Raw genomic sequence first — 23,535 nt, forward strand, 5'->3', positions numbered from 1 at the left:
TCAAAATTATAACCAATCGTAACCTTTTTCTTCTAATTCCAATGCTAATTCTTTAGTTCCCGATTTTATAATTTTTCCGTTCATTAAAACATGTACGAAGTCAGGAACGATATAATCCAATAAGCGTTGGTAATGAGTAATAACTAAAACGGCATTATCTTTATTTTTTAATTTATTAACCCCGTTAGAAACAATACGTAATGCATCAATATCAAGCCCTGAATCCGTTTCATCCAAAATGGATAATTTAGGTTCTAACATAGCCATTTGGAAAATTTCATTTCTTTTCTTTTCACCACCTGAAAATCCTTCATTAAGAGATCGGGAAAGAAAATCTTTTCTTATTTCAAGCATTTCAGATTTTTCTTTAACTTTTTGTAAAAATTCCTGTGCCGAAATATCTTCCTGTCCACGAGCTTTGCGATTAGCATTTATGGCTGTCTTTAAAAAGTTGGAAACGCTAACACCCGGAATTTCCACGGGATATTGAAAAGACATAAATATACCGGCATTGGCTCTTTCTTCAGGAGCAAGGTCTAACAAATTTTTTCCATCTAAAAGAATAGAACCTTCGGTAACTTCATAATCTTCTCTTCCGGTAATTACATTGGAAAGCGTACTTTTTCCCCCTCCATTAGGACCCATAATCGCATGTACTTCTCCTTTATTGATTTCAAGATTTATTCCTTTAAGTATTTCTTTTTCTCCAATTCTTGCGTGCAAATTTTTTATTGATAGCATTTTTATCGTATATTATCTTAAACTTATTCAAAAACAAATATACTACCTTTATAACTGCTGTAAAAAATAGGTTATAAATTTTATTGATTTCAAAATTGATTAACATTATTTAAATAAATATTTTTCAAAGACTTACTAATGCAAAGGTTTCCTATTAAATGGAATATTTCACAGAAAATCTCTCATTTTAAAATACTTCTTATTTAAAAAAGTATGTTTTAATAAATTCCATGAATCCAATTGATGTTGATTCTCTTTAAATTAAGAGTCTTTATCGTCAATATCCAGTTTTTTACTTATAATTTTCTTTAAAGCCGATGGAATCCACTTTAAAAGTTGTTCAATGCCATCTAAAATTTCTCCCGTATATGCACCGGTAAGCATACATAATACGTATATAGTATTGTGGGATACATCGGTAAATTCTTGCATCAGTATCCCCATAGAAATTCCTATTATTATGGAAATGGGTGTTTTGATAAGAAGTCTGCATACAGAAGTTCCTTTATATAAGGAACGAGCGATCATACTGATCACAGTAACAAGGATCACACCTTTGTTTTGGATAAAAAAATCAAATAGTGTTTCGTTAATTTCTTTATAATATGGTATCATATGGACTTTTTAAAGGTTGTTATTTAAGGTTTTAAATATGAAATACACTTTAATTATATCATATAAAATATTAATTTTTAGGGTGTCTAGTTTCGATAACAAAAATTATTAGCTTATTACTTCTTGAAAATTAAGGGATAAGAAAAGCTAATAATAAAGAAGCTTTCAATAAAAAAGAATAAAAAAAGGAAATTCTTACAAAATGAAATCGGTAACATATCAATAGATAAATCTTAAAAAAAGAATATTTTCTTTCATTTTATTTGTATTCTCGTAATATGGTTGCTTTCTCTTTCAAAATGAAACTCAGGTCGTTTCCATCTTTTTCGACGTATTTCATCTAATTTATCTTCAATTTTATCAATGAGATCGACGGGTATTTCTAAAGGGTAGGACCACTCTAAAATTTTAATTTGATTATGATGGATGATGCATCTTTCCTTTAAACTAAGAAATTTTCGAACTTCAGAATCATAGCTTAAACAGGTTCTTAAATCATGGATGTTTAATTTTCTTTTTCTCATGGTATGGTGTATTAATTGGTGAATTGCTTCTTTTTAATTGCTAATTGAGACTAAGCTAAATCGGATTATAATTGAATATTAATAACATTCTAAATTCGCGCACTATATTTAACTAAACCGTTATAATTCGTGGAATCAATCTTAAAAATGGTATTTTGTTCTTTATATTCATATAATCATTTATTAGTTCCTATTTAGTTAACATCTTTCTTGTTTGTTTGTAAATCGAAATAAAAGTTTCGATATCTAATAAATTAATTTTCTGGTAATTATATGGGTTTTTAAAAAATTAATGTATATTTACGTTATAATACAAAGCAAACATACAAACATATTTGCAAAAAATAAATAAAATATGAAAAATAACACAAATTTCTTTGAAAGAATAGCTGAGATCATTAAATATAAAGGATTTAGAAGTGTTCATGATTTTGCAATTAATGGGTTGGGATATAGTTCTTCGGAAAAATTAAACCGATTAAAAAGGGAAGGAACTAAACCTTCTTATGATATATTAGAAGATATTGCCAATAAGTTTGATGAAATAAATGTAAATTGGCTTCTTACCGGAAGGGAATCCATGTTAAAAAGAGGATCAGGATTTCCGAGAGGAAAAGAAATTATTACTGTTCCGATAAATGTGCACCGTAAAACGGCGGATCCTGTTAGAGAAATACAAGATGTCCCATTATATGATTTAGAAGCTACAGCCGGTTTGGTTGAGCTTTTTAAGGGGACTTCCAGTGAAGCAATTCTGGATCGAATTCGTATACCGGGTATAGCTAATTGTGATGGAGGAGTATATGTGAAAGGAGATTCCATGTATCCATTACTGAAAAGTGGTGATATAGTATTATATAAAGAAATAACTTTAGATAAAATTTTTTGGGGAGAAATGTATTTACTATCTATAAAAATTGATGATTGGAGTGAATATATTACCGTTAAGTTTGTCCAAAAATCCGAATTAGGGGACAATTATATAAAGCTGGTTTCACAGAATCAACATCATCAGCCTAAAGATATGTTAATGGAACATATAAATGCTATTGCTTTAATACGAGCAAGTATACGGTTGCATAATTAAATTACTATTTTTAATACATTTAAGATTTTATACGGTTAAGTAAAATTTATTTGTAAACTTCATAAAGTAACTTTTTTACCTTAACCGTTTTTTTTAAAACCTGTAGATATTATAAATTTTTTATAAATAAATAATATTGTGATCAATAGTAATTAAAGGCTTATTAGTTCAAAATTATATAAGAATATAGATGATCCTCAAATATAATAGTATAATAAGGAATATTTAATCCCTGTAATAGATGCGCTTTACTCTGGGCGAAATAGAGGTTAAGACTTCATAAGGAATTGTTTGATACCAGTCAGCATATTCTTTCAAACTAGGATTTTCACCAATTATAATGACTGGATCTCCTTCTTTGCAAGCAATACCCGTTACATCAATCATCATCATATCCATGCAAATATTTCCAATGATAGGAGCTTTCATTCCCTGTATCGTTACATATCCTTTACCGTTTCCTATGATTCTACGAATACCGTCTGCATAGCCAATAGGTAAAGTTGCAATAGAAGAATTTTTTTCAACAACATAATGTCGACCATATCCAACCGTTTCTCCGGGTTTAAGATTGTGAATATTAGAGATAACAGTTTTTAAAGTAATTACATTTTCCAGCATTTTTAAAGCCTTTTCGTTATCAATATATCCATACATACCAATACCTAAACGAACGGCGTCAAATTGATATTCAGGATAATTAAAAATACCGTTTGAATTTGCTATATGAAGAAGAGGCCGATAACCTAATATTTTAACTAATAGATCAAATGAATATTTCAGTTTCGTCGCTTGTAATCTGGTAAATTCTTCTTGCTCTAACACATCGGACACTGCAAAATGACTGAAAACCGATTTTACCTTTACATAAATATTATCTTTTAATAAATCACCTAATTTTTGAGCTTCATCGGGTTGGAAGCCTAAGCGATGCATTCCGGTATCTATTTTAATATGAATAGGATAATCCGATACGTTTTTTTCTTTTAATTTTTGTGTAAATAAATCAAGTTCCCTAAAACTGTATATTTCCGGCTCCAAGTTATATTCAATGACACGATCATAACTGCTGATTTCAGGATTCATAACCATAATAGGTAAATAAATCCCCCGGTCTCTTAAATTAATACCTTCATCCGCATAAGCTACTGCCAGATAATCTATATGATAATATTGTAAAACTTCTGCAATTTCAAAATTTCCCAAACCGTAAGAAAAAGCCTTAACCATGGCAATAATTTTAGTTTTAGGTTTTAATTGACTTTTGAAATAATTTACATTATTCAAAAGTGAATTCAGATTAACTTCCAGTATGGTATCATGAGATTGAACTTGCAATAATTGAGCAACTTTTTCCAATTCAAACTTGCGGGCCCCTTTAATTAATAGGGCAGCATCTTTTATAGATCGACTTTCTAAAAACTTAATAACTTCTGCCGTGGACAAAAAGCTTTTTAACATAGCATTAAATAAGCTTTGATATTGGTGCATTTTTTCTCCTACTAAAAGGACATGATGTAAAGGAAAAGAATTAACCAAGTCAGCAATTTTTTTATACAATGCAGCTTCAGGAAGACGAGATTGGAAAATATCTGATAATACCAATACTTTTTTAGGTTTATTTTGCTGAAAAAGAAACTGTAAGGCTATTTCCAATGATTGATAATCCGAATTGAAGGTATCGTTTATAATAGTACAATTATTAATTCCCGATACTTGTTCTAAACGCATCGATACCGGTTGCAAATGAAAAATTTTTTCTTGTATAGAATCGTATTTACAACCCAATTCAGAAAGTACGGCTACTAAACATAATACATTTTGAATAGAGGCATTGTCAGTAAAAGGGATAGTATATTTTCTTTTTTCCCTCCAAATGGAAACGTTCAATTCTGTTGTATTACCGGTAAGAGAAATATCTAATAATTGGATGTCTGAATTGTCCTTTCCGAAAGAAATTAATTTTTTATTGGGATACGTTTTTTGAATTATTTTTGAAATAATCGGATCACTTGGATAAATAATTGCACTTGAGTGTTTAAAAAGTTTAATTTTTTCCACAATTTGCTCTTCCCGATCTTTAAAATATTCGGAATGAGCTGCCAGTACATTTGTGAGAACTCCAATCGAAGGATGCAAAACATCTTCCTGTTTATCCATTTCACCGGGTTTGGAAATTCCGACTTCAAAAATTCCTAAATTGTGTTTAGAAGTAATTTGTAATAGAGATAAGGGAAGTCCAATTTGAGAATTAAAACTCTTAGGACTTTTTATAATTGAAAATTCATCCCATAAACATTGGTCAAGCCATTCTTTTAGTATGGTTTTACCATTACTTCCTGTAATGCCTATGGTTAGAAGATTAGGAAAAGAAGTTGCGTGATGACGAGCCCATTTTTGCAATGCAGAAACCGTATCATCTAATATCAAATATGTAGCATCGTGATGCATTGAGGGAATATGTGACGCTATAAAAATTCGAACCGATTTATTATAAGCATCTTCCATATAAGTATGTCCGTCTCGAACTCCTTTAAATGCAATAAAAGCACCATCGGCAGGAGATACTATGTTTCGGCTGTCATAGAAAACATGTTTAATTATTCTATCAGGATTGCCGATGAGTTGGGCATCGATAATGCGGGCCAGTTGAGATGCTGAATATTTCATCGTAGAATCTCTAGTTAAATTTCATCCTTTTTCTGTACTTTTTCCTTATTCATTATATCCCAAAAAGCTTGCCTGCTTAGAGGTTCATATTTGTCCTTTTCTCCTAATTCCACCAAGTTCTCACCGGATGAAATTCGATGGGAATAATTAGCTAAATTTCCAGTTTTTACGCAAACAGCATGTACTTTTGTTACGTATTCGGCGGTAGCCATTAAAAAGGGCATCGGTCCAAAAGGTCTGCCTTTAAAATCCATATCCAAACCTGCAACTATAACTCTTTTGCCCTGATTAGCAAGTAGATTGCAAACTTCCACTATAGTATCGCTAAAAAACTGAGCTTCATCGATTCCTACAACATCGCAATCGGCTGCCAAAAGAGGAATTTCTAAAGGATTATCAATAGGAGTGCTGGGATAAGAAGTTTGGTCATGGGAAACCACCAATGTTTCATCATATCTTACATCCATGGCAGGTTTGAAAATTTCAACCTTTTGTTTTGCAAATTCTGCACGTTTAAGTCTGCGTATAAGTTCTTCAGTTTTACCGGAAAACATGGAACCGCAAATTACTTCAATCCAGCCAGTTTGTTGAGTGCTATTTGTTGTATTTTCAAGAAACATTTGTAAATTTCGGGTCTTTAATAAAAATTTTTACAAAAGTAGAAATTAACGAACATATTAAAAAGCAAATTATGAATGCTAAAGAAATATTTCAAAAGGAAGTTCTAGAGGAAATAAAGTCCATTGCCGGAGAAATTAGCCGTGTGCAAAGCTTTTCAGGTCTTTTGTCGCATCAGCAGAAAATTCAAAATTTATACGAAAAATTTATTTTTTTAAAACAATTATCTACTTCTAAATATCAGCAGATTCTTGAAAATTTAGAAAGTAATGGTAAAGTTCAGGAAAAAAAAGTAGAGGTTAGAGATTTTTATGAAACGGACAAAGAGGAAATATGTGAAGTGTCTGATCCTATAGAATCAATAAATAAAGATAATGTTGAAAACAATGTAATCACAGAAGAACAAAAAGTTGAGGATCCCTTTGTAGAAGCAGTTGACATAACTAAAGAGATGAGAAAATCTGAGGAAGAAAATTTAAAAAAAATGGATTCTCTGAATATCCAAATTGCAGAAATAAAACCTCAAGAAAAGAATAGAATTGTACGACCAATTAATTTAGATTTTAATGATTCCATAGCATTTATCAGTCAATTGTTTAATGGCAGCAAATCAGATATGGATGCTGAATTTGCTCAGTTAAACCAAACCCAAACGATAGAAGAAGCAAAAAGATGGATGGAAAAAATGTTCGTAAAATACAATTGGAAAAACAAAGAAGAATATGTGGAACGTCTATCCGGTTTAATAGTACACAGGTTTGATTCTTAAAAGTTTATAAAGTATATGAGTGGAAAGCTATATTTAATTCCAACTCCTATTGGAAATCTGGAAGATATTACCCTGCGGGCTTTACGGCTTTTAAAGGAAGTAGACTTAATTTTGGCTGAAGATACTCGTACTTCCGGAAAGCTTTTAAAGCATTACGATATCCAAACGCCTATGCAATCATATCATATGTTTAATGAACATCAAAAAACAGAGGGATATACTCAGCAAATTTCTGAAGGACTTGTCATTGCTTTAATCACCGATGCCGGAACGCCGGGAATCTCGGATCCCGGATATATGCTTGTAAAATCGTGTATAGAAAAAAATATATCGGTAGAATGCCTTCCGGGAGCAACGGCTTTTGTTCCTGCCCTGGCTATCTCAGGTCTTCCTTCTCATGAATTTATTTTTGTAGGCTTTTTACCGGCCAAAAAAGGAAGGCAAACTAAACTTAAAGAGCTATCTCAAGAGAGCAGAACTATTATTTTATATGAAAGCCCCCATAAAATAAATACTACTTTGGAACAAATCTCGGAAATTTTCGGAGAAAATCGACGAGTTAGCATAAGCAGGGAACTTACCAAAATGTATGAAGAAACGTTGCGTGGCAGAGTAGGCGAAATAGTAAAAATATGCAAAGAAAAGCCTTTGAAAGGGGAAATAGTTTTACTAATTGAAGGAAAATAAGTATCTTTAGATTTATGATTTCCAACCGGTGTAAATACGCATTAAAAGCTTTAATTTATATAGCAAGACAAGATAAGGATAAAAGTATATTGTCGACAGAAATCTCTAATGATGAAAATATTCCCAAAAAGTTTTTGGAAAATATTTTAAGAGACCTTAAGAACGCACAATTTTTAACCAGTAGAAGAGGAGCAAAAGGAGGGTATCGATTGAATAAAGATCCCGAAAAAGTAACCTTGATAGAAGTGATTCGATTAATGGATGGTCCGATCGCATTATTGCCTTGTGTGTCGATTATGTATCATCAACCGTGTGATACTTGTACAACAGAAGATACTTGTACCATACGAGATGTATTTATAGAAGTTCGAGATGCTACCTTAGAAATATATAGAAAAACAACCTTAGCAAGTTTGGCAAAAAAGAAAAATAAGTTATCTTTGTGATCGAAAATTCGGGGCTGTAGCTCAGCTGGCTAGAGTGTTAGACTGGCAGTCTAAAGGTCGTGGGTTCGAGCCCCATCAGCTCCACAAATAAAGGAAATAAATTTAAACAAGCACCAAAAAAATAATTCGGTGCTTTTATTTTTTAATAACTCTTATTTCTACATCTATAAGTAATTACCTCCTCTCTTTTGAAAATCAATCCATTTAAAAATCAGTTATATTGGTAGAAATAAAGGTAATAGATATACAAATTAACGTGGTTTAAAATCAGAAATTTACATTAGCTCTATCAATGTTAATAAACATGATTATCATTAAAATAATTTAAAAATAGTTTAAAGAATACCATCGGTGTCTTTGTCAACGATTTAAAAATTTATAAAGGTATAATCATTGCAATTATAGTATGGGTAGAGATGAAATAATTAAATTTTAAAAGATCCATGTTAATAACTGCATGTATTTAAATGATGAAAATAATATATCATAAAACCATACTGTTTTTATTTATTGTCATTGGTATGGTTAGCCATCTTAAATCGCAACATAACAATAAAATACATGATCCTCTTTTGAATTCCAGGCAGCAAAGTATAATAATTATATCGAGCTTTACAGCTAAAGGAGACTTATCTCAACTTAAAAAAGCGTTAAATAATGGGCTTAACTCCGGTTTAACAGTAAATGAAATCAAAGAGATCTTGGTACATTTATATGCCTATTGTGGATTTCCGCGAAGTATTCGGGGATTACAAACCTTTATGGAAGTGATTGAGGATCGTAAAAATCAAGGCATAAAAGATATAGATGGAAAAGATATTTCTCCCCTTAAGAGGAACGAAAACAAATATGAAAGAGGAAAAAAGATACTTGAAGAATTGACTAAAATTCAACAACCTGAAAAACTTAGTGGTTATTCAGCATTTGCTCCGATAATTGATACCTTTTTGAAAGAACATTTATTTGCCGATATTTTTGAAAGAGATATTCTTACTTATGCTGAAAGGGAATTAGTAACCATTTCAGTTATTAGTGCAATAGGAAAAGCAGAACCTATGCTTCGTTCACATTTAAATATCTGTCTTAATGTAGGATGGTCTCCCCGACAACTTCAACAATTTACATCTATAATAAAAACAACTTTAAAAAGAAAAGAAGCTTCCTCTGTAAGAAAAATTGTAAATGAAATAGTTGAACAGCAAGAAAAAAATACATAACATTTTAATCATGAATAAATTAACCTCAATATTAGCTATTGCAACATCATTAGTAGGGGCTGATGCAATACAAGCACAATCGTCTTATAAAAACGATCAACAAAATCCGTTTACCTTAGTTTATGAAGGCGCGATCGGAAAAAATGAACCGGGAAAAGTAAATATACATCCGGTTACCTATAAATTACATGGGATTGAAATAGCGGCTAATGTTTATACTCCGGCTCATTACGATTCTTCAAAAAAATATCCGGCTGTAGTTGTAGCCCATCCTAACGGGGGAGTGAAAGAGCAAACTGCCGGACTTTATGCGCAAAAACTGGCAGAAGCAGGTTATATTACCATAGCTGCCGATGCAGCCTACCAAGGAGCCAGTGGGGGAGAGCCTCGTCATACGGATAATCCTGCCTATCGCACCGAAGATATTCATGGAATGGCAGACTACATTTCTCAATACCCCGGAGTTGACACCAATCGTATCGGAGCTCTGGGAATTTGCGGGGGTGGTGGATATACACTTAAGGCGGCTCAAACAGATAAAAGATTAAAAGCTATAGCCACTCTTAGTATGTTTAATTCGGGAGAAGTACGACGCAATGGATTCCGGAACTCACAAGTCAGTACGATTCAAGAACGTTTAAAACAAGCATCCGAGGCTCGAGCCCAAGAAGCATCCGGAGGAGAAATTTTGTATTCGGGAGTAGCTAGTGTTACGGATGAAGAGATTAATAAAACTCCTACGGATTTATATCGTGAAGGATTTGTATATTATTACAGAACTCATGCGCATCCCAATTCAACTTTTCTTTATACTACTAGTAGTCTTATATACTTAATGGCGTGGGATGCGACCGATCAAATAGAATTACTTAATCAGCCATTAGTAATGATTGCTGGAAATAAAGCAGATACCAAATACATGACCGAAGAAGCTTTTTCTAAGGCTATTAATGCAAAAAATAAGGAGTTATTCCAAATAGAAGGGGCAACTCATATACAAACCTATTGGAAACCTGAATATGTATCTCAAGCAGTAAATAAATTAGTTGAATTTTATAAGAAAAACCTTTAAAAAGTAGTGGATAAATCATCAAGTTTTTTTAAAATTTAATAAACCATGAATCAAATTAGGGGCTCATTTTTTCAAGGAATACTTTTATGTACTTTATTATTATTAATGGCGTGTAGGAGTGCCCATCAAAGTAATAGATTGGAGGATGCACGGGAAGTGTCGGCGATTTTTCCTAAAGGAACTAAGGTTTCCAATGAGCATTTTACAGGAAACGTATGGTTAACATATTTAGCTCCATCCGATAGCGTTTATAATGTTGTAATTGGTTCTGTAAGTTTTGAGCCGGGATCAAGAACTCATTGGCATTATCACCCAGGAGGCCAAATATTATTGATAACTGAAGGGGAAGGATGGTATCAAGAAAAAGGGGAGCCCGTTGAAATTATTAAAAAAGGAGATGTAATAAAATGTCCGCCTGCTATTGAGCATTGGCATGGAGCTTCAAAAGATCAGTCCATGACACATATTGCCATTGGAACTAATAGCAATTTAGGTGGAGCTGTGTGGCTTCATCCGGTTACCGATAAAGAATATTTTAGCGGGGATTTTTAATTTAAAAGGTAATATTTTATATTCTAATCCATTTTATCGATAATACTATACTGCTGCTAGTAGTTAAAATATTCGAATAGTAAAACCTATATACTCAAAAGTATATTATCAAGTTCAGGATAATAAATTTAAATTTTTCATTTTGTAGTCTAAATAGGGTAACAATTATATGCGTCGAATAATATTACTACATCTGTTTACTTTAAAAAGGTTATAAAAAAACAAAATGATTGTATAGTAAAAATAAAAATCAATCATTATTAATTATATATAAGGTAAAATATTGTTTTCAATCTTAAGAATAAAGTTTTTAATTATTAATACATCTGAAATATAAAATATATATTAATGAAAAAATAAAGTTAAATCATAAATAACTGTTAGAATTGTAATAATATTTTTATAGATGAAGAACCAGAGACAAGTTTAACCGTTTAAATGAATATATAATTTCAATTTTTAATATAATTGTAATAACAATTACAAAAATATATGGTAATATAATTTGCAATATATCTAAATATTATAAAATTATATGGTAATTGTTTTTTAATAATATTATATTTATCTAAATATAATATTATTCATTTTTGTTATTTTTTTAATTATCGAATAGTAAGAAATATCTTATTTATACATAAGTAATTAACTAAAATCCATATCTCTTTACATGTTTATTGAGATTTTTTAGATATGATTTATTTCATAAAAATATATTTTTTATCTGTAAATATATACTTGTAAAATAAATTTATGATGAATTATTTAAGCATTATAAGGAGTTTTAAGAAGATATTATAATTTATTAGAAATTCATAAATTTTAATTTTTAAAAATTTTATTATAAAAAAAAATTATAATTACGGGATTCCTCAATTTAATGTTACAATAATAGAATATCTTTGCTTCGTACAAATTTTATAATATTATTAAGCACCTATTGTTATATGTAAACAACTAATTAGTGTAGTTAAAGCTCTCTTTTTTTTTAAAAAAAAGGGAGCTTTTAATTGATAATCCTTTTAAAATTTAATCGATTAAATTTATATTCTCATTCTTTGTTTAAAGCTTTAAATTTATAGGCAAATAATTCCGTTTATAACACTTGAATAATTTAAACATATATTAATAACAGCCTCTTTTTTTTATATTATAAATAGTTTTACAGTATATTTAATTAGTTGTATTTAAATATTAATAAATGTGTATAAATTGAATAAAAAAAATAAATTCTTATATCAAATAAATTTATATATAAAGAGCTTTATTTAATATAATACCTATAATATATCTTAAAATTATTTAGAATCTTTATAAATATCTGTCAAAAAATTAAAACATCGTATATATTGATTTTAAAATTGTATATTTAAAAACCTAGCAGATAAATTTTCCTTTAAAAATACTTGTTTTATTAAAAGGCTGTCATTAAACAGCAATAGTAAAGTAAAATTTAAATGTTACATAAAATTAACAAAGCAAAAAATAAATTTACTATATGATTTTTGATTTAGATATGATAAAAGCGGTGTATAATCGCTTTCAGTTAAAGGTTGGAATGGCGCGAAAAGTAGTGGGGAGGCCTCTGACATATTCTGAAAAAATATTATATTCACATTTGTTTGATGGAAATCCATATGAAGCATATAAAAGAGGAGAATCTTATGTAGATTTTGCACCGGATAGAGTAGCTATGCAGGATGCTACTGCACAAATGGCCTTATTACAATTTATGCAAGCCGGTAAAAAAAAGGTAGCGGTGCCGTCTACCGTTCATGCCGATCATTTAATTCAGGCCAGAGTTGGAGCCGATAAAGACTTGCAAGAGGCAATCAATAAAAATAACGAAGTATATAATTTTCTATCATCGGTTTCCAACAAATACAATATAGGATTTTGGAAACCCGGAGCGGGAATTATACATCAGGTGATTCTTGAAAATTATGCATTTCCGGGAGGAATGATGATAGGAACTGATTCCCATACCCCTAATGCAGGTGGTTTAGGAATGGTTGCCATTGGAGTTGGAGGAGCTGATGCGGTCGACGTTATGGCGGGAATGTCTTGGGAATTAAAATTTCCAAAATTAATTGGAATTCATCTTAAAGGTAAACTCAATGGCTGGACTGCACCTAAAGATATCATATTGGAAGTAACAGGTCTTTTGACCGTAAAAGGAGGTACGGGATGTATCATTGAATACTTCGGAGAAGGAGCAGAATCATTATCGGCTACCGGAAAAGGAACTATCTGTAACATGGGAGCGGAAGTAGGAGCAACTACTTCAATATTTGCTTATGATGAAAATATGTCAAAGTATCTAAAAGCTACCGGACGTACAGAGATTGCAGACATTGCAGATAAAATTAAAGAGGAACTTCGTTCCGATAAAGAAGTTTATGAAAACCCGGAAAAATATTATGACCAGGTTGTTGAAATAGATTTAACTTCTTTAGAGCCTCATCTCAATGGTCCATTTTCTCCGGATATAGCAACACCTATATCTCGAATTAAAGAAGTAGCTGAAAAAAATGGATGGCCTTTAAAAGTAGATGTCGGATTAATAGGTTCTTGTACCAATTCTTCTTATGAGGATATTTCAAGAGCAGCCTCGATAGCGAAACAAGCAGCAGATAAAAAGATTAGCCCTAAAGCAGAATATACCATTACACCGGGGTCGGAATTGGTACGTTATACCGTAGAAAGAGATGGATATTTAGCTGTTTTCGATAAAATTGGAGGCAAAGTCTTTGCAAATGCATGTGGACCATGTATTGGACAATGGGCTAGAGAAGGGGCAGAAAAACAACAAAAGAATACTATTGTACATTCCTTCAATAGAAATTTTGCCAAAAGAGCAGATGGAAATCCTAATACATATGCTTTTGTAGCTTCTCCGGAATTAGTTACTGCATTGGCTATTGCAGGAGATCTAAGTTTTGATCCTAGAAAAGATAAATTGATAAACGATTTAGGAGAAGAGGTTATGTTGGACGAACCTCAAGGATTTGAGCTTCCACTGAGAGGATTTGAAGTAGATGATCCGGGATATCAAAAACCTGCCGAAGATGGTTCCGGAATACAGGTTCAAGTTTCACCTACTTCAGAAAGATTACAGTTGTTAGAAAGCTTCCCTGCATGGGACGGTAAAAATATTACCGGAATGAGATTGCTGATTAAAGCTTATGGAAAATGTACTACAGACCATATTTCTATGGCCGGACCTTGGTTAAAATACAGAGGACATTTAGACAATATTTCAAATAATACTTTGATTGGTGCTGTAAATGCTTTTAATATGGAAACTAATAAAGTTAAGAATGAAGATACAGAAGAATATATGGCTGTTCCTGATTCGGCAAGAAAATATAAAGCAGATGGAGTTCCTACTATTGTTGTAGGAGATTATAATTATGGAGAAGGATCATCAAGAGAACATGCAGCTATGCAGCCTCGTCATTTAGGTGTAAGAGCTGTTTTGGTTAAATCCTTTGCAAGAATACATGAAACAAATTTAAAAAAGCAGGGGATGTTAGCTTTAACTTTTGCTAATCCCGAAGATTACGATAAAATTCAGGAAGATGATCTATTTAATTTTTTAGATTTAGATCAATTTGCTCCCGGAAAACCTATTACTATTGAATTAGTTCATTCTGATGGAACTAGAGAAAATATCATAGCTAATCATACTTATAATAATGGACAAATCGAATGGTTTAAGGCAGGTTCAGCATTAAATTTAATTAAGAAAAATGAGGGTAAGATCTAAAAAAATAAAAAAACAATCATAAAAAAACACCGGTTAATTCCGGTGTTTTTTCTTTTAATAATATAATGATTGATTACTGAAATTTTGTCATTTTTAAATAAACATTTAAACGTGTAAACAAAGTGTACGTATCATTATTCGTTAAACTTTTCTTTTAAAAATTGTCCGGTATAAGATTCTTTACATTTAATAATTTCTTCAGGAGTGCCTTGAAAGACAATATTTCCTCCATTAATTCCGGCATCCGGCCCGATATCAACCAGATAATCTGCACATTTGATGATATCCGGATGATGTTCAATAACCATTACACTGTGGCCTTTCTCAATTAATGCATTAAATGATTTTAGTAATTTATTTATGTCATCAAAATGCAAACCGGTACTTGGTTCATCAAAAATAAATAAGGTATTTTCGGAAGAATTACCTTTTACCAAAAATGAAGCTAATTTAATTCGTTGAGCTTCTCCTCCGGATAGTGTACCGGATGATTGTCCCAATTCCAAATAACCTAAGCCCACATCTTGTAAAGGTTGCAATTTGGTTGAAATTTTATCCTGATTGTGTTTGTTGAAAAAGGCTATGGCCTCATCAATGGTCATTTCTAAGACATCAGCAATATTTTTACCTTCATATTTTACTTCCAAAACATCTTGCTTAAATCTTTTGCCATGACAGGTTTCGCATTCTAATTCAATATCTGCCATAAACTGCATTTCAACAGTTATAAATCCTTCTCCTAAACAAGTTTCACAACGTCCACCTTCTACATTGAATGAAAAATGTTTCGGTTTGAAATTGTTAAGCTTACTTAGTTTTTGCTTGGAAAATAAATCGCGTATATCGTCAAAAGCCTTAACATAGGTAGCAGGATTAGATCGAGAAGATTTTCCGATTGGATTTTGGTCAATCAGTTCCAGATGTTTAATTTCCTTCCAATTTCCCTTTAATTCGGAAAAATTACCGGGTTTATCACCGTTTATTCCCAATTTTCTTTGTAATGCAGGAGTTAAGATATTTTTCATTATGGTACTTTTACCTGAACCGCTTACTCCGGTTATAACCGTTAAACAGTGTAAGGGTAATTTAACATCAATGCCTTTTAAATTATTTTGTCTGGCTCCTGTTATTTCAATAAATTCTTTAGTTTTTCTTCGAGTTTTAGGTATTTCAATTCTCTTTTCACCATTTAAATATTCGGCGGTTAATGTATGGGTTTGCATCATTTCCGAATAAGTGCCCGAAAATACGACATTCCCTCCCAGACTACCGGCTTTTGGTCCAATATCAACCAAATAATCGGCAGCTTTCATAATATCCTCATCATGTTCAACTACAACCACGGTATTTCCCAGATCTCTTAATTTTTCCAGAACAGTAATTAAGCGGTTGGTATCTCTTCCATGTAGTCCGATACTTGGTTCATCTAAAATATAAATAGATCCTACTAAACTGCTTCCTAATGATGTTGCTAAATTAATTCGTTGAGATTCTCCCCCGGAGAGGGTATTAGAAGCCCGATTTAAAGTTAAATATCCCAAGCCAACGTCTAAAAGAAATTCAATTCTACTATTAATCTCAAAAAGTAATCGTTTAGCAATTTTTTGTTGATATTCATTAAGCGTTAAATTTTTTATTATACCGTGTAATTGGTCAATAGGTAAATCAATCCAATCGTTAATCGAATATCCATTGATTTTAACGTAATTGGTTTCAGGTCGTAAACGTTTTCCTTTGCATTCCGGGCAAATAGTTTTGCCTCTATATCTGGAAAGCATTACCCTGTATTGAATTTTATACGTATTTTCTTCAACCATTTTGAAGAAATGGTTCAGGCTGGGAAAACTATGATCCCCTGTACCTTTCCATAAAATATCTTTTTGTTTATCTGTTAATTCAAAATACGGTTTGTGAATGGGAAAGTTGAGTTTAGATGATTTTTTAATAAAATCATCTTTCCATTCACTCATTTTTTCTCCTCTCCAAGCAACAACAGCATCTTCATATATGGATAAATTTTTGTTAGGAATTACCAGGTCTTCATCAATACCTAAAATTTTTCCATATCCTTCACAAACCGGACAAGCTCCATAAGGATTATTAAAGCTAAAAAAATGTATGGTAGGCTCCAAAAACTTAATTCCGTCCAGTTCAAATGCATTAGAAAAGGTTTTAATTTCTTGGGTATCAACATTTTTAATGGAACAAGAGCCTTTGCCTTCGTAAAAAGCAATTTGAACACTATCAGCAAATCTTTGTAAGAATTCCTCATTATGTTCAACGGAAAAACGTTCAATAACTAAATTTATAGGGGTATTGCTATCCGGTACAAATCCAAAACTTTCCAAATCCTCAATAGTAGCAATATTTCCACCAACTTCCAACCTGACATATCCTTGGCCTTTCAAAGTATTTAAAAATACTTTAAAATCTTTATCTACCGTAGTAATCGGAGCAGATAAGATGTATTTACCACCTTCCGCTAAAGAGAGTATATAATCGATAACATCTGTAACCTCATCTTTTTTTACTTCTTGTCCCGATATGGGCGAATAGGTTTTACCTACACGAGAAAACAATAGTCTTAAATAATCATAAATTTCAGTAGAAGTTCCTACGGTTGATCTAGGGTTTCCTGAAATAACCTTTTGTTGAATGGCAATTGCCGGAGCAAGTCCCTTAATGTCATCTACTTGAGGTTTCTCTAATTTTCCTAAAAATTGCCGCGCATAGGAGCTTAGGCTTTCCACATATCGTCTTTGACCTTCTGCGTATAAGGTATCAAAAGCCAGGGTAGATTTTCCACTTCCGGATACACCAGTTATTATGGTTAATTTATTTTTGGGAATGGAAACATCTATATTTCTAAGATTATGAAGATGTGCATTTTTTATGAAAACCACATCTTGATCTGGATGTGTTTTAATTTTATTATTTGTTTTCAAAAGTTTGTATTTGATTAGCTAAATTGAAAAGTAATGCTATTTTACTATAAATATAGTATATACAAAGGTAGGGAAATAAATAATTTTTTAAAAATGTAATTAGTATCGTATTAATTATAAAAAAAAACCATCCAGCGGATGGTTTTTTCATTTTTTGATAACAATTTATGGAATCTATTATTTTGACAAGTCAACTGTTTCGGATACAGGTGCAGTTTTCATTACTGTTCTTATACCGTTTTTAGCATCGGTTTCAGAATCAAAATAAGAACTGGTCCCTACTAATTGTCCGTTTCCGGATTTTAAACTAAACATCCATTTTTTATTGGAAGCTTGTTTCACTTCAAAACGATCTTCATTTTTGGAATTTCTTTTTACTGAACTGATTCCTTTTTGACAATTTGTTTTTTGTGTATATCCATCACTTTCAAGAATAATTTGACCATTTTTTTCTTTTAATCTAAAGAAAAAAGCTCCTTCTTTGTCTTTGAAAATTTCAAACATATTGTTATACTATTTAGTGTTAATATGGCATAAGGTAGGAAAAAATCATGCCATTATTTTATAAACAAAACTATTCTGTATTTTTTAACAATAGATAAAAAATGTGATAATTTCATAGGATAGGCTAAAATAAAGGATTGTAGCTTATTTTGAATAAAATTTATAATTTAAATTTTAACATTTTTTAAGATAATTTTTACAATGATGTACACAAAATTGTATACTGACATTTTTGCATTTTTCACCAGTTGCATGCAATTTTATATGATTTTAGTTTATCTTATATATACTTATAATGGTTATATTTTTTCTTTATAACTTTTATGTGTATAAAAATATTGTATTTTATCCATTATGTTATACTGTTAAAAAGTTATTATAATTTATGTTATTAAATTCATTAAAAATATGTGTAATTAAATTTTTGATAAAATAATTTTGTTTATAATTTGCTTTATAGAAGACATTTTATATAATAGAATGTAAATGTTATTATATTTAAATATCCTAATTATTAGTTAGATATAATGCCATTTAATGGTAATGATTTTTTAGAAACGAATTATATTTGTAAAGAATAATATAAAATAATGGAGATAACCCCTTTACTTGAAGATTATATAGAAAAAAACAGTACAGAAGAACCGACTTTATTAAAAGAATTAAGGAGAGAAACGTATTTAAAAACGACGCAACCACATATGTTGTCCGGTTTATTGCAAGGAAGACTGTTAAGTATGATTTCGAAATTAATTTCTCCTCATTTAATAGTTGAAATAGGAACATTTACCGGATATTCAACATTATGTTTAGCTGAAGGACTTTCAGAGTCTGGTAAAATAATAACAGTAGATAATAATCGCGAAACGGCATATATACCTAAAAAATACTTTTTAAAATCTGAATACTCCCAAAAAATTAATTTTATTTTGGATGATGCTATAAATGTTTTACAAGAAATTAATCAGGAAATTGATATGGTTTTTCTGGATGCCGATAAAAAGAATTATAGTAAGTATGTTGAGATAGTTAAGCCAAAATTGCGTTCAGGGGGAATAATAATAGCAGATAATATTTTATGGAAGGGAAAGGTAGTCCAAGATTTTAAAGACAAAAAAACGGAAAGTATAAGGGAATTCAATTCTTTTATAAGATCGGATTCATCACTAGAAGTGCTAATTTTACCTATTAGAGATGGTATAAGTATTGTTAGAAAAAAATAAATTTGCATTTATGAGTAAATCTATTTGCCAGGTAAGTGTTGCCCCAGTACGAAAAGAACCGTCTGATTCATCAGAAATGGTTACTCAATTATTGTTTGGAGAGCTATGTGAGATTTTAGAAGTGAAACAACAATGGGTTAAAATTAAAATTTATTTTGATGGCTATGAAGGATGGGTAGATTATAAACAGGTTTCCATTCTAAGTGAAATAGAATTTGCTAATTTTTCTCAAGATCATTCATATATATCAGAGCCTTTCAGCCTATTAATTTTAAATAATCAACCTTTTCCGGTTACCATTGGTGCAGAGGTTCACGGTGCTATTGAAAATAGTGTTTTTAAATTAGCTTCCGATAAACATTTTTTTATTGATGAAACTTTGTTAAAAGGAAAACAAAAAAAAGATCAAATTTTAGAATTGGCTTTTAAATACATAAATACTCCCTATTTGTGGGGGGGAAAAACAACCTATGGTATTGATTGCAGTGGTTTGGTTCAAATGGTATATAAATTAGCCGGATATAAATTACCAAGAGATGCCGGTCAACAAGCATTAGAAGGGCAAGTATTAAGTTTTATAGAAGAAGCAGAACCGGGAGATCTTGCTTTTTTTGAAAATCAGGATGGGAAAATTATACACGTGGGGTTTATACTTCCTGATCAGAAAATTCTACATGCCCACGGAAAAGTGCGCATTGACAATTTAGATTATACAGGAATATTTAATTCAGATCTTAATAAATACACGCATCAGTTGCGTTTTATCAGAAGAATATTCTAAATGAAATTAAAATATTCAAAATATAAATTTGAAGTTGCACTGGATGAAGTAGGAAGAGGTTGTTTGGCCGGCCCTGTAGTTGCAGCAGCGGTCGTGCTTCCTGAAGACTTTTTTAATGAAGAAATCAATGATTCCAAACAGCTAAGTGAAAGGAAAAGAAAAGAATTAGATAGTATTATTAGACAAAATGCAATTGATTATGCAATTGCAGAAGTTTCTCCACAAAAAATTGATGAAATTAATATTTTAAATGCCAGCTTTTTAGCTATGCATTTAGCTGTGGATAAATTAAAAGTTCAACCGGAATTTTTATTAGTTGATGGAAATAGATTCCATAAATATAAAGAAATACCGCATTTTTGTGCGATAAAGGGTGATGCTAGTTATATGAATATAGCTGCTGCCTCCATTTTGGCTAAAAATCACAGAGATTTTATAATGGATAAATTCCATGAAGAATTTCCTGATTATTTATGGAAAAAGAACAAGGGATACCCAACGACTGCTCATAGACAAGCAATAAAAAAATATGGAATTACATATCTTCATAGAAAGACTTTTAAACTGTTAGATGAACAATTATCCTTAAATTTTTGAATTAGAAAACTATTAGCTAATTCCTTTGAATATATAATTGACATAAATGTTATATCTTTACATCTTATAAATTCAAGGTCATACTAATAGTGGATTATTTAAGGTTAATAAGGATCAAGCAATGGCTTAAAAATGTCTTTGTATTTCTTCCTATTTTTTTTGCGGGAAAATTATTGGATTTACATTTAGTATTAAATTCAATATTGGCTTTTTTCTCATTTTCCTTTATTGCAAGTTCAATATATATTATTAACGATTATACAGATATCGAAAAAGATAAATTACATCCCCAAAAAAAATACAGGCCATTAGCCGCCAGCAAAATAAAATTGAATCATGCTTTAATCATTTGTCTTCTTTTAATTTTTGCTGCTTATTTTGTAGGTTATACTATTCATTCCTGGGGAGTGATTTTAATTATAACAGTTTACTTAATAATGAATTTAGCTTATAGCTTTAATTTAAAACATATCGCTATTATTGATGTATCAATTATTGCTATAGGTTTTTTACTAAGAATTTATATGGGGGGATTTGCAACTAATTTACCCATATCAGTTTGGGCTGTATTAATTACATTTTTCTTGGCATTAGTAATGGCTTTAGGGAAGAGAAGAGGTGAATTAATTAACGTTCAATTGACAGGTCAAACTAGGAAAGCTTTAGACGGGTATAATCTCCAATTTATAGATATTGCAATTACGATGGTTTCTACCTCTTTTGTCGTTTGTTATATTATGTATACCTTAGACCCTGTAATAAAAATGAACTTCCATTATTACATTGTGTATACTTCTTTGTTTGCAGTAATTGGTATTCTAAGATATTTACAATTAACTTTTGTATATAATAAAACAGAATCTCCTACCAAGATGATTTACAGAGACCTATTTCTCCAAATAGACTTAGCAATTTGGATCGTGATGATTTTTATACTAAAATATTTAAATTAAAAAGATGAGTGAAATTGAAAATAAAATAAATATAACTAATTGGGGGAAATATCCGGTAGTTAAAACTAATTTTCATATAACATCTGACGTAAAAGAAATAGTAAATATAATAAAAAATAGTACTTCAATTATTGCAAGGGGAAACGGAAGGTCTTATGGCGATAATTCGTTAAACAGCGATCATGTTTTATCTACTCTGCGATTAAATAAATTTTTATCCTTTGATAGAGAAAATGGTATTTTTGAATGTGAATCCGGAGTTATTTTGTCTGATATTCTTGATGTAATTGTTCCGGAAGGTTATTTTTTACCTGTAACACCGGGTACTAAATTAATTACGGTTGGAGGAGCCATAGGATCTGATGTTCATGGAAAAAATAATCATTTAGAAGGTTGTTTTGGGGATTATTTGATTGATTTCAAAATAATCACCCAAGATGGAGAAATAAAAAAATGCTCCCGTGAGGAAAATTCCGATTTATTTTGGAATACCATTGGAGGTATGGGATTAACCGGTATCATCATTTCTGCTAAATTTACTTTAAAAAGAATACAGACGGCTTATATTAAGCAAAAAGTTTTAAAAGCTGAAAACCTTGAGGAAATTTTTAAATTTTTCAAGGAATGTGAAAATTGGACGTATAGTGTAGCATGGATTGATTGCCTACAAAAAGGCAAACAAATGGGAAGATCAATATTAATGGTGGGTGAACATGCAAAGTTGTCTGAATTACCCACTCAATGGAAAGAAAATCCATTACAAACTAAGAAAAAATTAAAATTAAATGTTCCTTTTGATTTTCCGTCATTTGTGTTGAATACATGGTCTGTTAAGGCTTTTAATTTTTTATATTATTTAAAACAAAGAAAAAAAATCATAAGTAATGTAGTAGACTATGATACATTTTTCTACCCTTTAGATGCGATCAACAATTGGAACAGAATTTATGGTAAAAATGGGTTTATTCAATATCAATTTATAATACCTAAAAAGGTTGGTAAAGAGGGAATGACGGAGATTTTAAAAACCATAGCAAAAAGTGGCCAAGGTTCATTCCTTGCAGTTTTAAAATTATATAAAAAAGGAAATATAAATGCTCATAATTCGTTTCCTATTGACGGATACAGTTTAGCATTGGATTTTAAAATCAATAAAAAATTACCATTTCTAGTTAAGGAATTAGATGAAATAGTTGAACATTATGGGGGAAGGATTTATTTAGCCAAAGATTCCATGTCCAAAAAATCACTTATAGACTATGTCAAAGTTCCCGAAACGGATAAATTTGATTCCTTACAAAGAAAAAGAATTACCAATTATTTATCTTGATAATGGTGGATTATAAGAAAGTTAAATATTGGATTCTCATCATAATTACATTTATAAGTATTGCTTTATTACCTTTGTTTTTGCCGTTTGGTGGGATAACACCTGATTCATTATCTTATTTTAAGATTGCAAAGGATATACCCAATGGTAAAAGTAATTTGTTTCCTATCGGATATCCAATAGTTTTAAGGATTGGATATTTTTTTACAAATGAGTTTTATTTTAGTTCTCGAATTATTAGTTGCCTAAGTTTTGCTGTTATAATTGGCTTCTCATATTTAAAAAAATTTTATTTTAAGGAGACGGTTTTACTGGTTACTTTTAAATTTATTATTTCTCTCTATATTCTTTCTATTTCTGAAAGTATTTTCTTAACACTTTTTTATATTTTAATCTTTTATTTAAATAAATTTTTGACAGAAAACAAGTTAAAAT

20 protein-coding genes and 1 tRNA gene are annotated in these 23,535 nt (G+C 30.6%); 14 read left to right on the plus strand and 7 right to left on the minus strand.

What is annotated here, in order from left to right; translation table 11 throughout:
• Positions 1–6 precede the first annotated feature (6 nt).
• The 3 genes from sufC to GYM73_RS00095 form a co-directional block, all read right to left on the minus strand.
• On the minus strand, positions 7–741 hold the full coding sequence (gene sufC, locus GYM73_RS00085; RefSeq protein WP_220233752.1) for a Fe-S cluster assembly ATPase SufC: 735 nt from the start codon (positions 739–741) through the stop codon (positions 7–9).
• Between the two features lie 261 nt (positions 742–1,002).
• The gene (locus GYM73_RS00090; RefSeq protein WP_160542565.1) at positions 1,003–1,356 is read right to left on the minus strand and encodes a hypothetical protein; all 354 of its coding nucleotides are present in this window, start codon (positions 1,354–1,356) and stop codon (positions 1,003–1,005) included.
• Positions 1,357–1,610: 254 nt separating this feature from the next.
• On the minus strand, positions 1,611–1,880 hold the full coding sequence (locus GYM73_RS00095) for a hypothetical protein (protein ID WP_105296408.1): 270 nt from the start codon (positions 1,878–1,880) through the stop codon (positions 1,611–1,613).
• Between the two features lie 355 nt (positions 1,881–2,235).
• Here GYM73_RS00095 and GYM73_RS00100 point away from each other — a divergent pair, with 355 nt between their 5' ends.
• Complete coding sequence (locus GYM73_RS00100) at positions 2,236–2,967, plus strand: S24 family peptidase (protein ID WP_255570981.1); 732 nt, start codon at positions 2,236–2,238, stop codon at positions 2,965–2,967.
• 225 nt (positions 2,968–3,192) lie between these two features.
• On the opposite strand, the gene GYM73_RS00105 is transcribed toward GYM73_RS00100, so the two are convergent.
• Together GYM73_RS00105 and GYM73_RS00110 are read right to left on the minus strand one after the other, a co-directional pair.
• Positions 3,193–5,637 (minus strand): bifunctional UDP-N-acetylmuramoyl-tripeptide:D-alanyl-D-alanine ligase/alanine racemase, encoded by a 2,445-nt coding sequence (locus tag GYM73_RS00105; RefSeq protein ID WP_220233753.1) that lies wholly within the window; start codon positions 5,635–5,637, stop codon positions 3,193–3,195.
• Positions 5,638–5,651: 14 nt separating this feature from the next.
• The gene (locus GYM73_RS00110; RefSeq protein ID WP_220233754.1) at positions 5,652–6,257 is read right to left on the minus strand and encodes a thymidine kinase; all 606 of its coding nucleotides are present in this window, start codon (positions 6,255–6,257) and stop codon (positions 5,652–5,654) included.
• A 71-nt stretch (positions 6,258–6,328) separates the two neighbouring features.
• Between GYM73_RS00110 and GYM73_RS00115 the strand changes: the two genes are divergently transcribed.
• From GYM73_RS00115 to GYM73_RS00150, 8 genes are all read left to right on the plus strand, one after another.
• On the plus strand, positions 6,329–7,024 hold the full coding sequence (locus tag GYM73_RS00115; RefSeq protein ID WP_220233755.1) for a hypothetical protein: 696 nt from the start codon (positions 6,329–6,331) through the stop codon (positions 7,022–7,024).
• A 15-nt stretch (positions 7,025–7,039) separates the two neighbouring features.
• Positions 7,040–7,711, plus strand: a complete 672-nt coding sequence (gene rsmI, locus GYM73_RS00120; protein WP_220233756.1) for a 16S rRNA (cytidine(1402)-2'-O)-methyltransferase — start codon at positions 7,040–7,042, stop codon at positions 7,709–7,711.
• Between the two features lie 14 nt (positions 7,712–7,725).
• Positions 7,726–8,157 (plus strand): Rrf2 family transcriptional regulator, encoded by a 432-nt coding sequence (locus GYM73_RS00125; protein WP_105296402.1) that lies wholly within the window; start codon positions 7,726–7,728, stop codon positions 8,155–8,157.
• A 10-nt stretch (positions 8,158–8,167) separates the two neighbouring features.
• Positions 8,168–8,241, plus strand: a tRNA-Ala gene (locus GYM73_RS00130).
• Positions 8,242–8,624: 383 nt separating this feature from the next.
• The gene (locus GYM73_RS00135) at positions 8,625–9,374 is read left to right on the plus strand and encodes a carboxymuconolactone decarboxylase family protein (protein WP_220233757.1); all 750 of its coding nucleotides are present in this window, start codon (positions 8,625–8,627) and stop codon (positions 9,372–9,374) included.
• Positions 9,375–9,384: 10 nt separating this feature from the next.
• The gene (locus GYM73_RS00140) at positions 9,385–10,446 is read left to right on the plus strand and encodes an alpha/beta hydrolase (protein ID WP_220233758.1); all 1,062 of its coding nucleotides are present in this window, start codon (positions 9,385–9,387) and stop codon (positions 10,444–10,446) included.
• 45 nt (positions 10,447–10,491) lie between these two features.
• The gene (locus GYM73_RS00145) at positions 10,492–10,998 is read left to right on the plus strand and encodes a cupin domain-containing protein (RefSeq protein WP_255570983.1); all 507 of its coding nucleotides are present in this window, start codon (positions 10,492–10,494) and stop codon (positions 10,996–10,998) included.
• Positions 10,999–12,496: 1,498 nt separating this feature from the next.
• The gene (locus tag GYM73_RS00150; RefSeq protein ID WP_220233759.1) at positions 12,497–14,767 is read left to right on the plus strand and encodes an aconitate hydratase; all 2,271 of its coding nucleotides are present in this window, start codon (positions 12,497–12,499) and stop codon (positions 14,765–14,767) included.
• A gap of 134 nt (positions 14,768–14,901) precedes the next feature.
• Here GYM73_RS00150 and uvrA read toward each other — a convergent pair whose 3' ends face one another.
• Entirely contained in the window at positions 14,902–17,712 is a 2,811-nt protein-coding gene (uvrA, locus tag GYM73_RS00155) for an excinuclease ABC subunit UvrA (RefSeq protein ID WP_255570984.1), read from the minus strand.
• Between the two features lie 177 nt (positions 17,713–17,889).
• A complete protein-coding gene (locus tag GYM73_RS00160; protein WP_105296398.1) occupies positions 17,890–18,216 on the minus strand; it encodes a YegP family protein in 327 nt (108 codons plus the stop codon).
• 590 nt (positions 18,217–18,806) lie between these two features.
• Between GYM73_RS00160 and GYM73_RS00165 the strand changes: the two genes are divergently transcribed.
• From GYM73_RS00165 to GYM73_RS00185, 5 genes are all read left to right on the plus strand, one after another.
• Complete coding sequence (locus tag GYM73_RS00165; RefSeq protein WP_220233760.1) at positions 18,807–19,439, plus strand: O-methyltransferase; 633 nt, start codon at positions 18,807–18,809, stop codon at positions 19,437–19,439.
• Positions 19,440–19,449: 10 nt separating this feature from the next.
• Positions 19,450–20,220: a C40 family peptidase gene (locus GYM73_RS00170; RefSeq protein ID WP_220233761.1), complete on the plus strand. Its 771-nt coding sequence runs from the start codon at positions 19,450–19,452 to the stop codon at positions 20,218–20,220.
• Positions 20,221–20,817 (plus strand): ribonuclease HII, encoded by a 597-nt coding sequence (locus GYM73_RS00175; protein ID WP_220233762.1) that lies wholly within the window; start codon positions 20,221–20,223, stop codon positions 20,815–20,817.
• An 86-nt stretch (positions 20,818–20,903) separates the two neighbouring features.
• Positions 20,904–21,770, plus strand: coding sequence for a decaprenyl-phosphate phosphoribosyltransferase (locus GYM73_RS00180; RefSeq protein ID WP_220234329.1), 867 nt, complete (start codon positions 20,904–20,906; stop codon positions 21,768–21,770).
• Between the two features lie 4 nt (positions 21,771–21,774).
• Positions 21,775–23,100: an FAD-binding oxidoreductase gene (locus tag GYM73_RS00185; RefSeq protein ID WP_220233763.1), complete on the plus strand. Its 1,326-nt coding sequence runs from the start codon at positions 21,775–21,777 to the stop codon at positions 23,098–23,100.
• Positions 23,101–23,535 lie beyond the last annotated feature (435 nt).

Source organism: Apibacter sp. ESL0432, from assembly GCF_019469225.1.
Lineage (GTDB): Bacteria > Bacteroidota > Bacteroidia > Flavobacteriales > Weeksellaceae > Apibacter.

Bases quoted from the DNA above. Each gene is read 5' to 3' on its own strand.
- GYM73_RS00185 (WP_220233763.1), top strand. From the start codon at position 21,775: ATGAGTGAAATTGAAAATAAAATAAATATAACTAATTGGGGGAAATAT.
- GYM73_RS00135 (WP_220233757.1), top strand. From the start codon at position 8,625: ATGATGAAAATAATATATCATAAAACCATACTGTTTTTATTTATTGTC.
- GYM73_RS00175 (WP_220233762.1), top strand. From the start codon at position 20,221: ATGAAATTAAAATATTCAAAATATAAATTTGAAGTTGCACTGGATGAA.
- GYM73_RS00100 (WP_255570981.1), top strand. From the start codon at position 2,236: ATGAAAAATAACACAAATTTCTTTGAAAGAATAGCTGAGATCATTAAA.
- sufC (WP_220233752.1), bottom strand. From the start codon at position 741: ATGCTATCAATAAAAAATTTGCACGCAAGAATTGGAGAAAAAGAAATA.
- GYM73_RS00110 (WP_220233754.1), bottom strand. From the start codon at position 6,257: ATGTTTCTTGAAAATACAACAAATAGCACTCAACAAACTGGCTGGATT.
- GYM73_RS00150 (WP_220233759.1), top strand. From the start codon at position 12,497: ATGATTTTTGATTTAGATATGATAAAAGCGGTGTATAATCGCTTTCAG.
- GYM73_RS00125 (WP_105296402.1), top strand. From the start codon at position 7,726: ATGATTTCCAACCGGTGTAAATACGCATTAAAAGCTTTAATTTATATA.
- rsmI (WP_220233756.1), top strand. From the start codon at position 7,040: ATGAGTGGAAAGCTATATTTAATTCCAACTCCTATTGGAAATCTGGAA.
- GYM73_RS00145 (WP_255570983.1), top strand. From the start codon at position 10,492: ATGAATCAAATTAGGGGCTCATTTTTTCAAGGAATACTTTTATGTACT.
- GYM73_RS00090 (WP_160542565.1), bottom strand. From the start codon at position 1,356: ATGATACCATATTATAAAGAAATTAACGAAACACTATTTGATTTTTTT.
- GYM73_RS00140 (WP_220233758.1), top strand. From the start codon at position 9,385: ATGAATAAATTAACCTCAATATTAGCTATTGCAACATCATTAGTAGGG.
- GYM73_RS00160 (WP_105296398.1), bottom strand. From the start codon at position 18,216: ATGTTTGAAATTTTCAAAGACAAAGAAGGAGCTTTTTTCTTTAGATTA.
- GYM73_RS00165 (WP_220233760.1), top strand. From the start codon at position 18,807: ATGGAGATAACCCCTTTACTTGAAGATTATATAGAAAAAAACAGTACA.
- GYM73_RS00170 (WP_220233761.1), top strand. From the start codon at position 19,450: ATGAGTAAATCTATTTGCCAGGTAAGTGTTGCCCCAGTACGAAAAGAA.
- GYM73_RS00115 (WP_220233755.1), top strand. From the start codon at position 6,329: ATGAATGCTAAAGAAATATTTCAAAAGGAAGTTCTAGAGGAAATAAAG.
- GYM73_RS00095 (WP_105296408.1), bottom strand. From the start codon at position 1,880: ATGAGAAAAAGAAAATTAAACATCCATGATTTAAGAACCTGTTTAAGC.
- GYM73_RS00105 (WP_220233753.1), bottom strand. From the start codon at position 5,637: ATGAAATATTCAGCATCTCAACTGGCCCGCATTATCGATGCCCAACTC.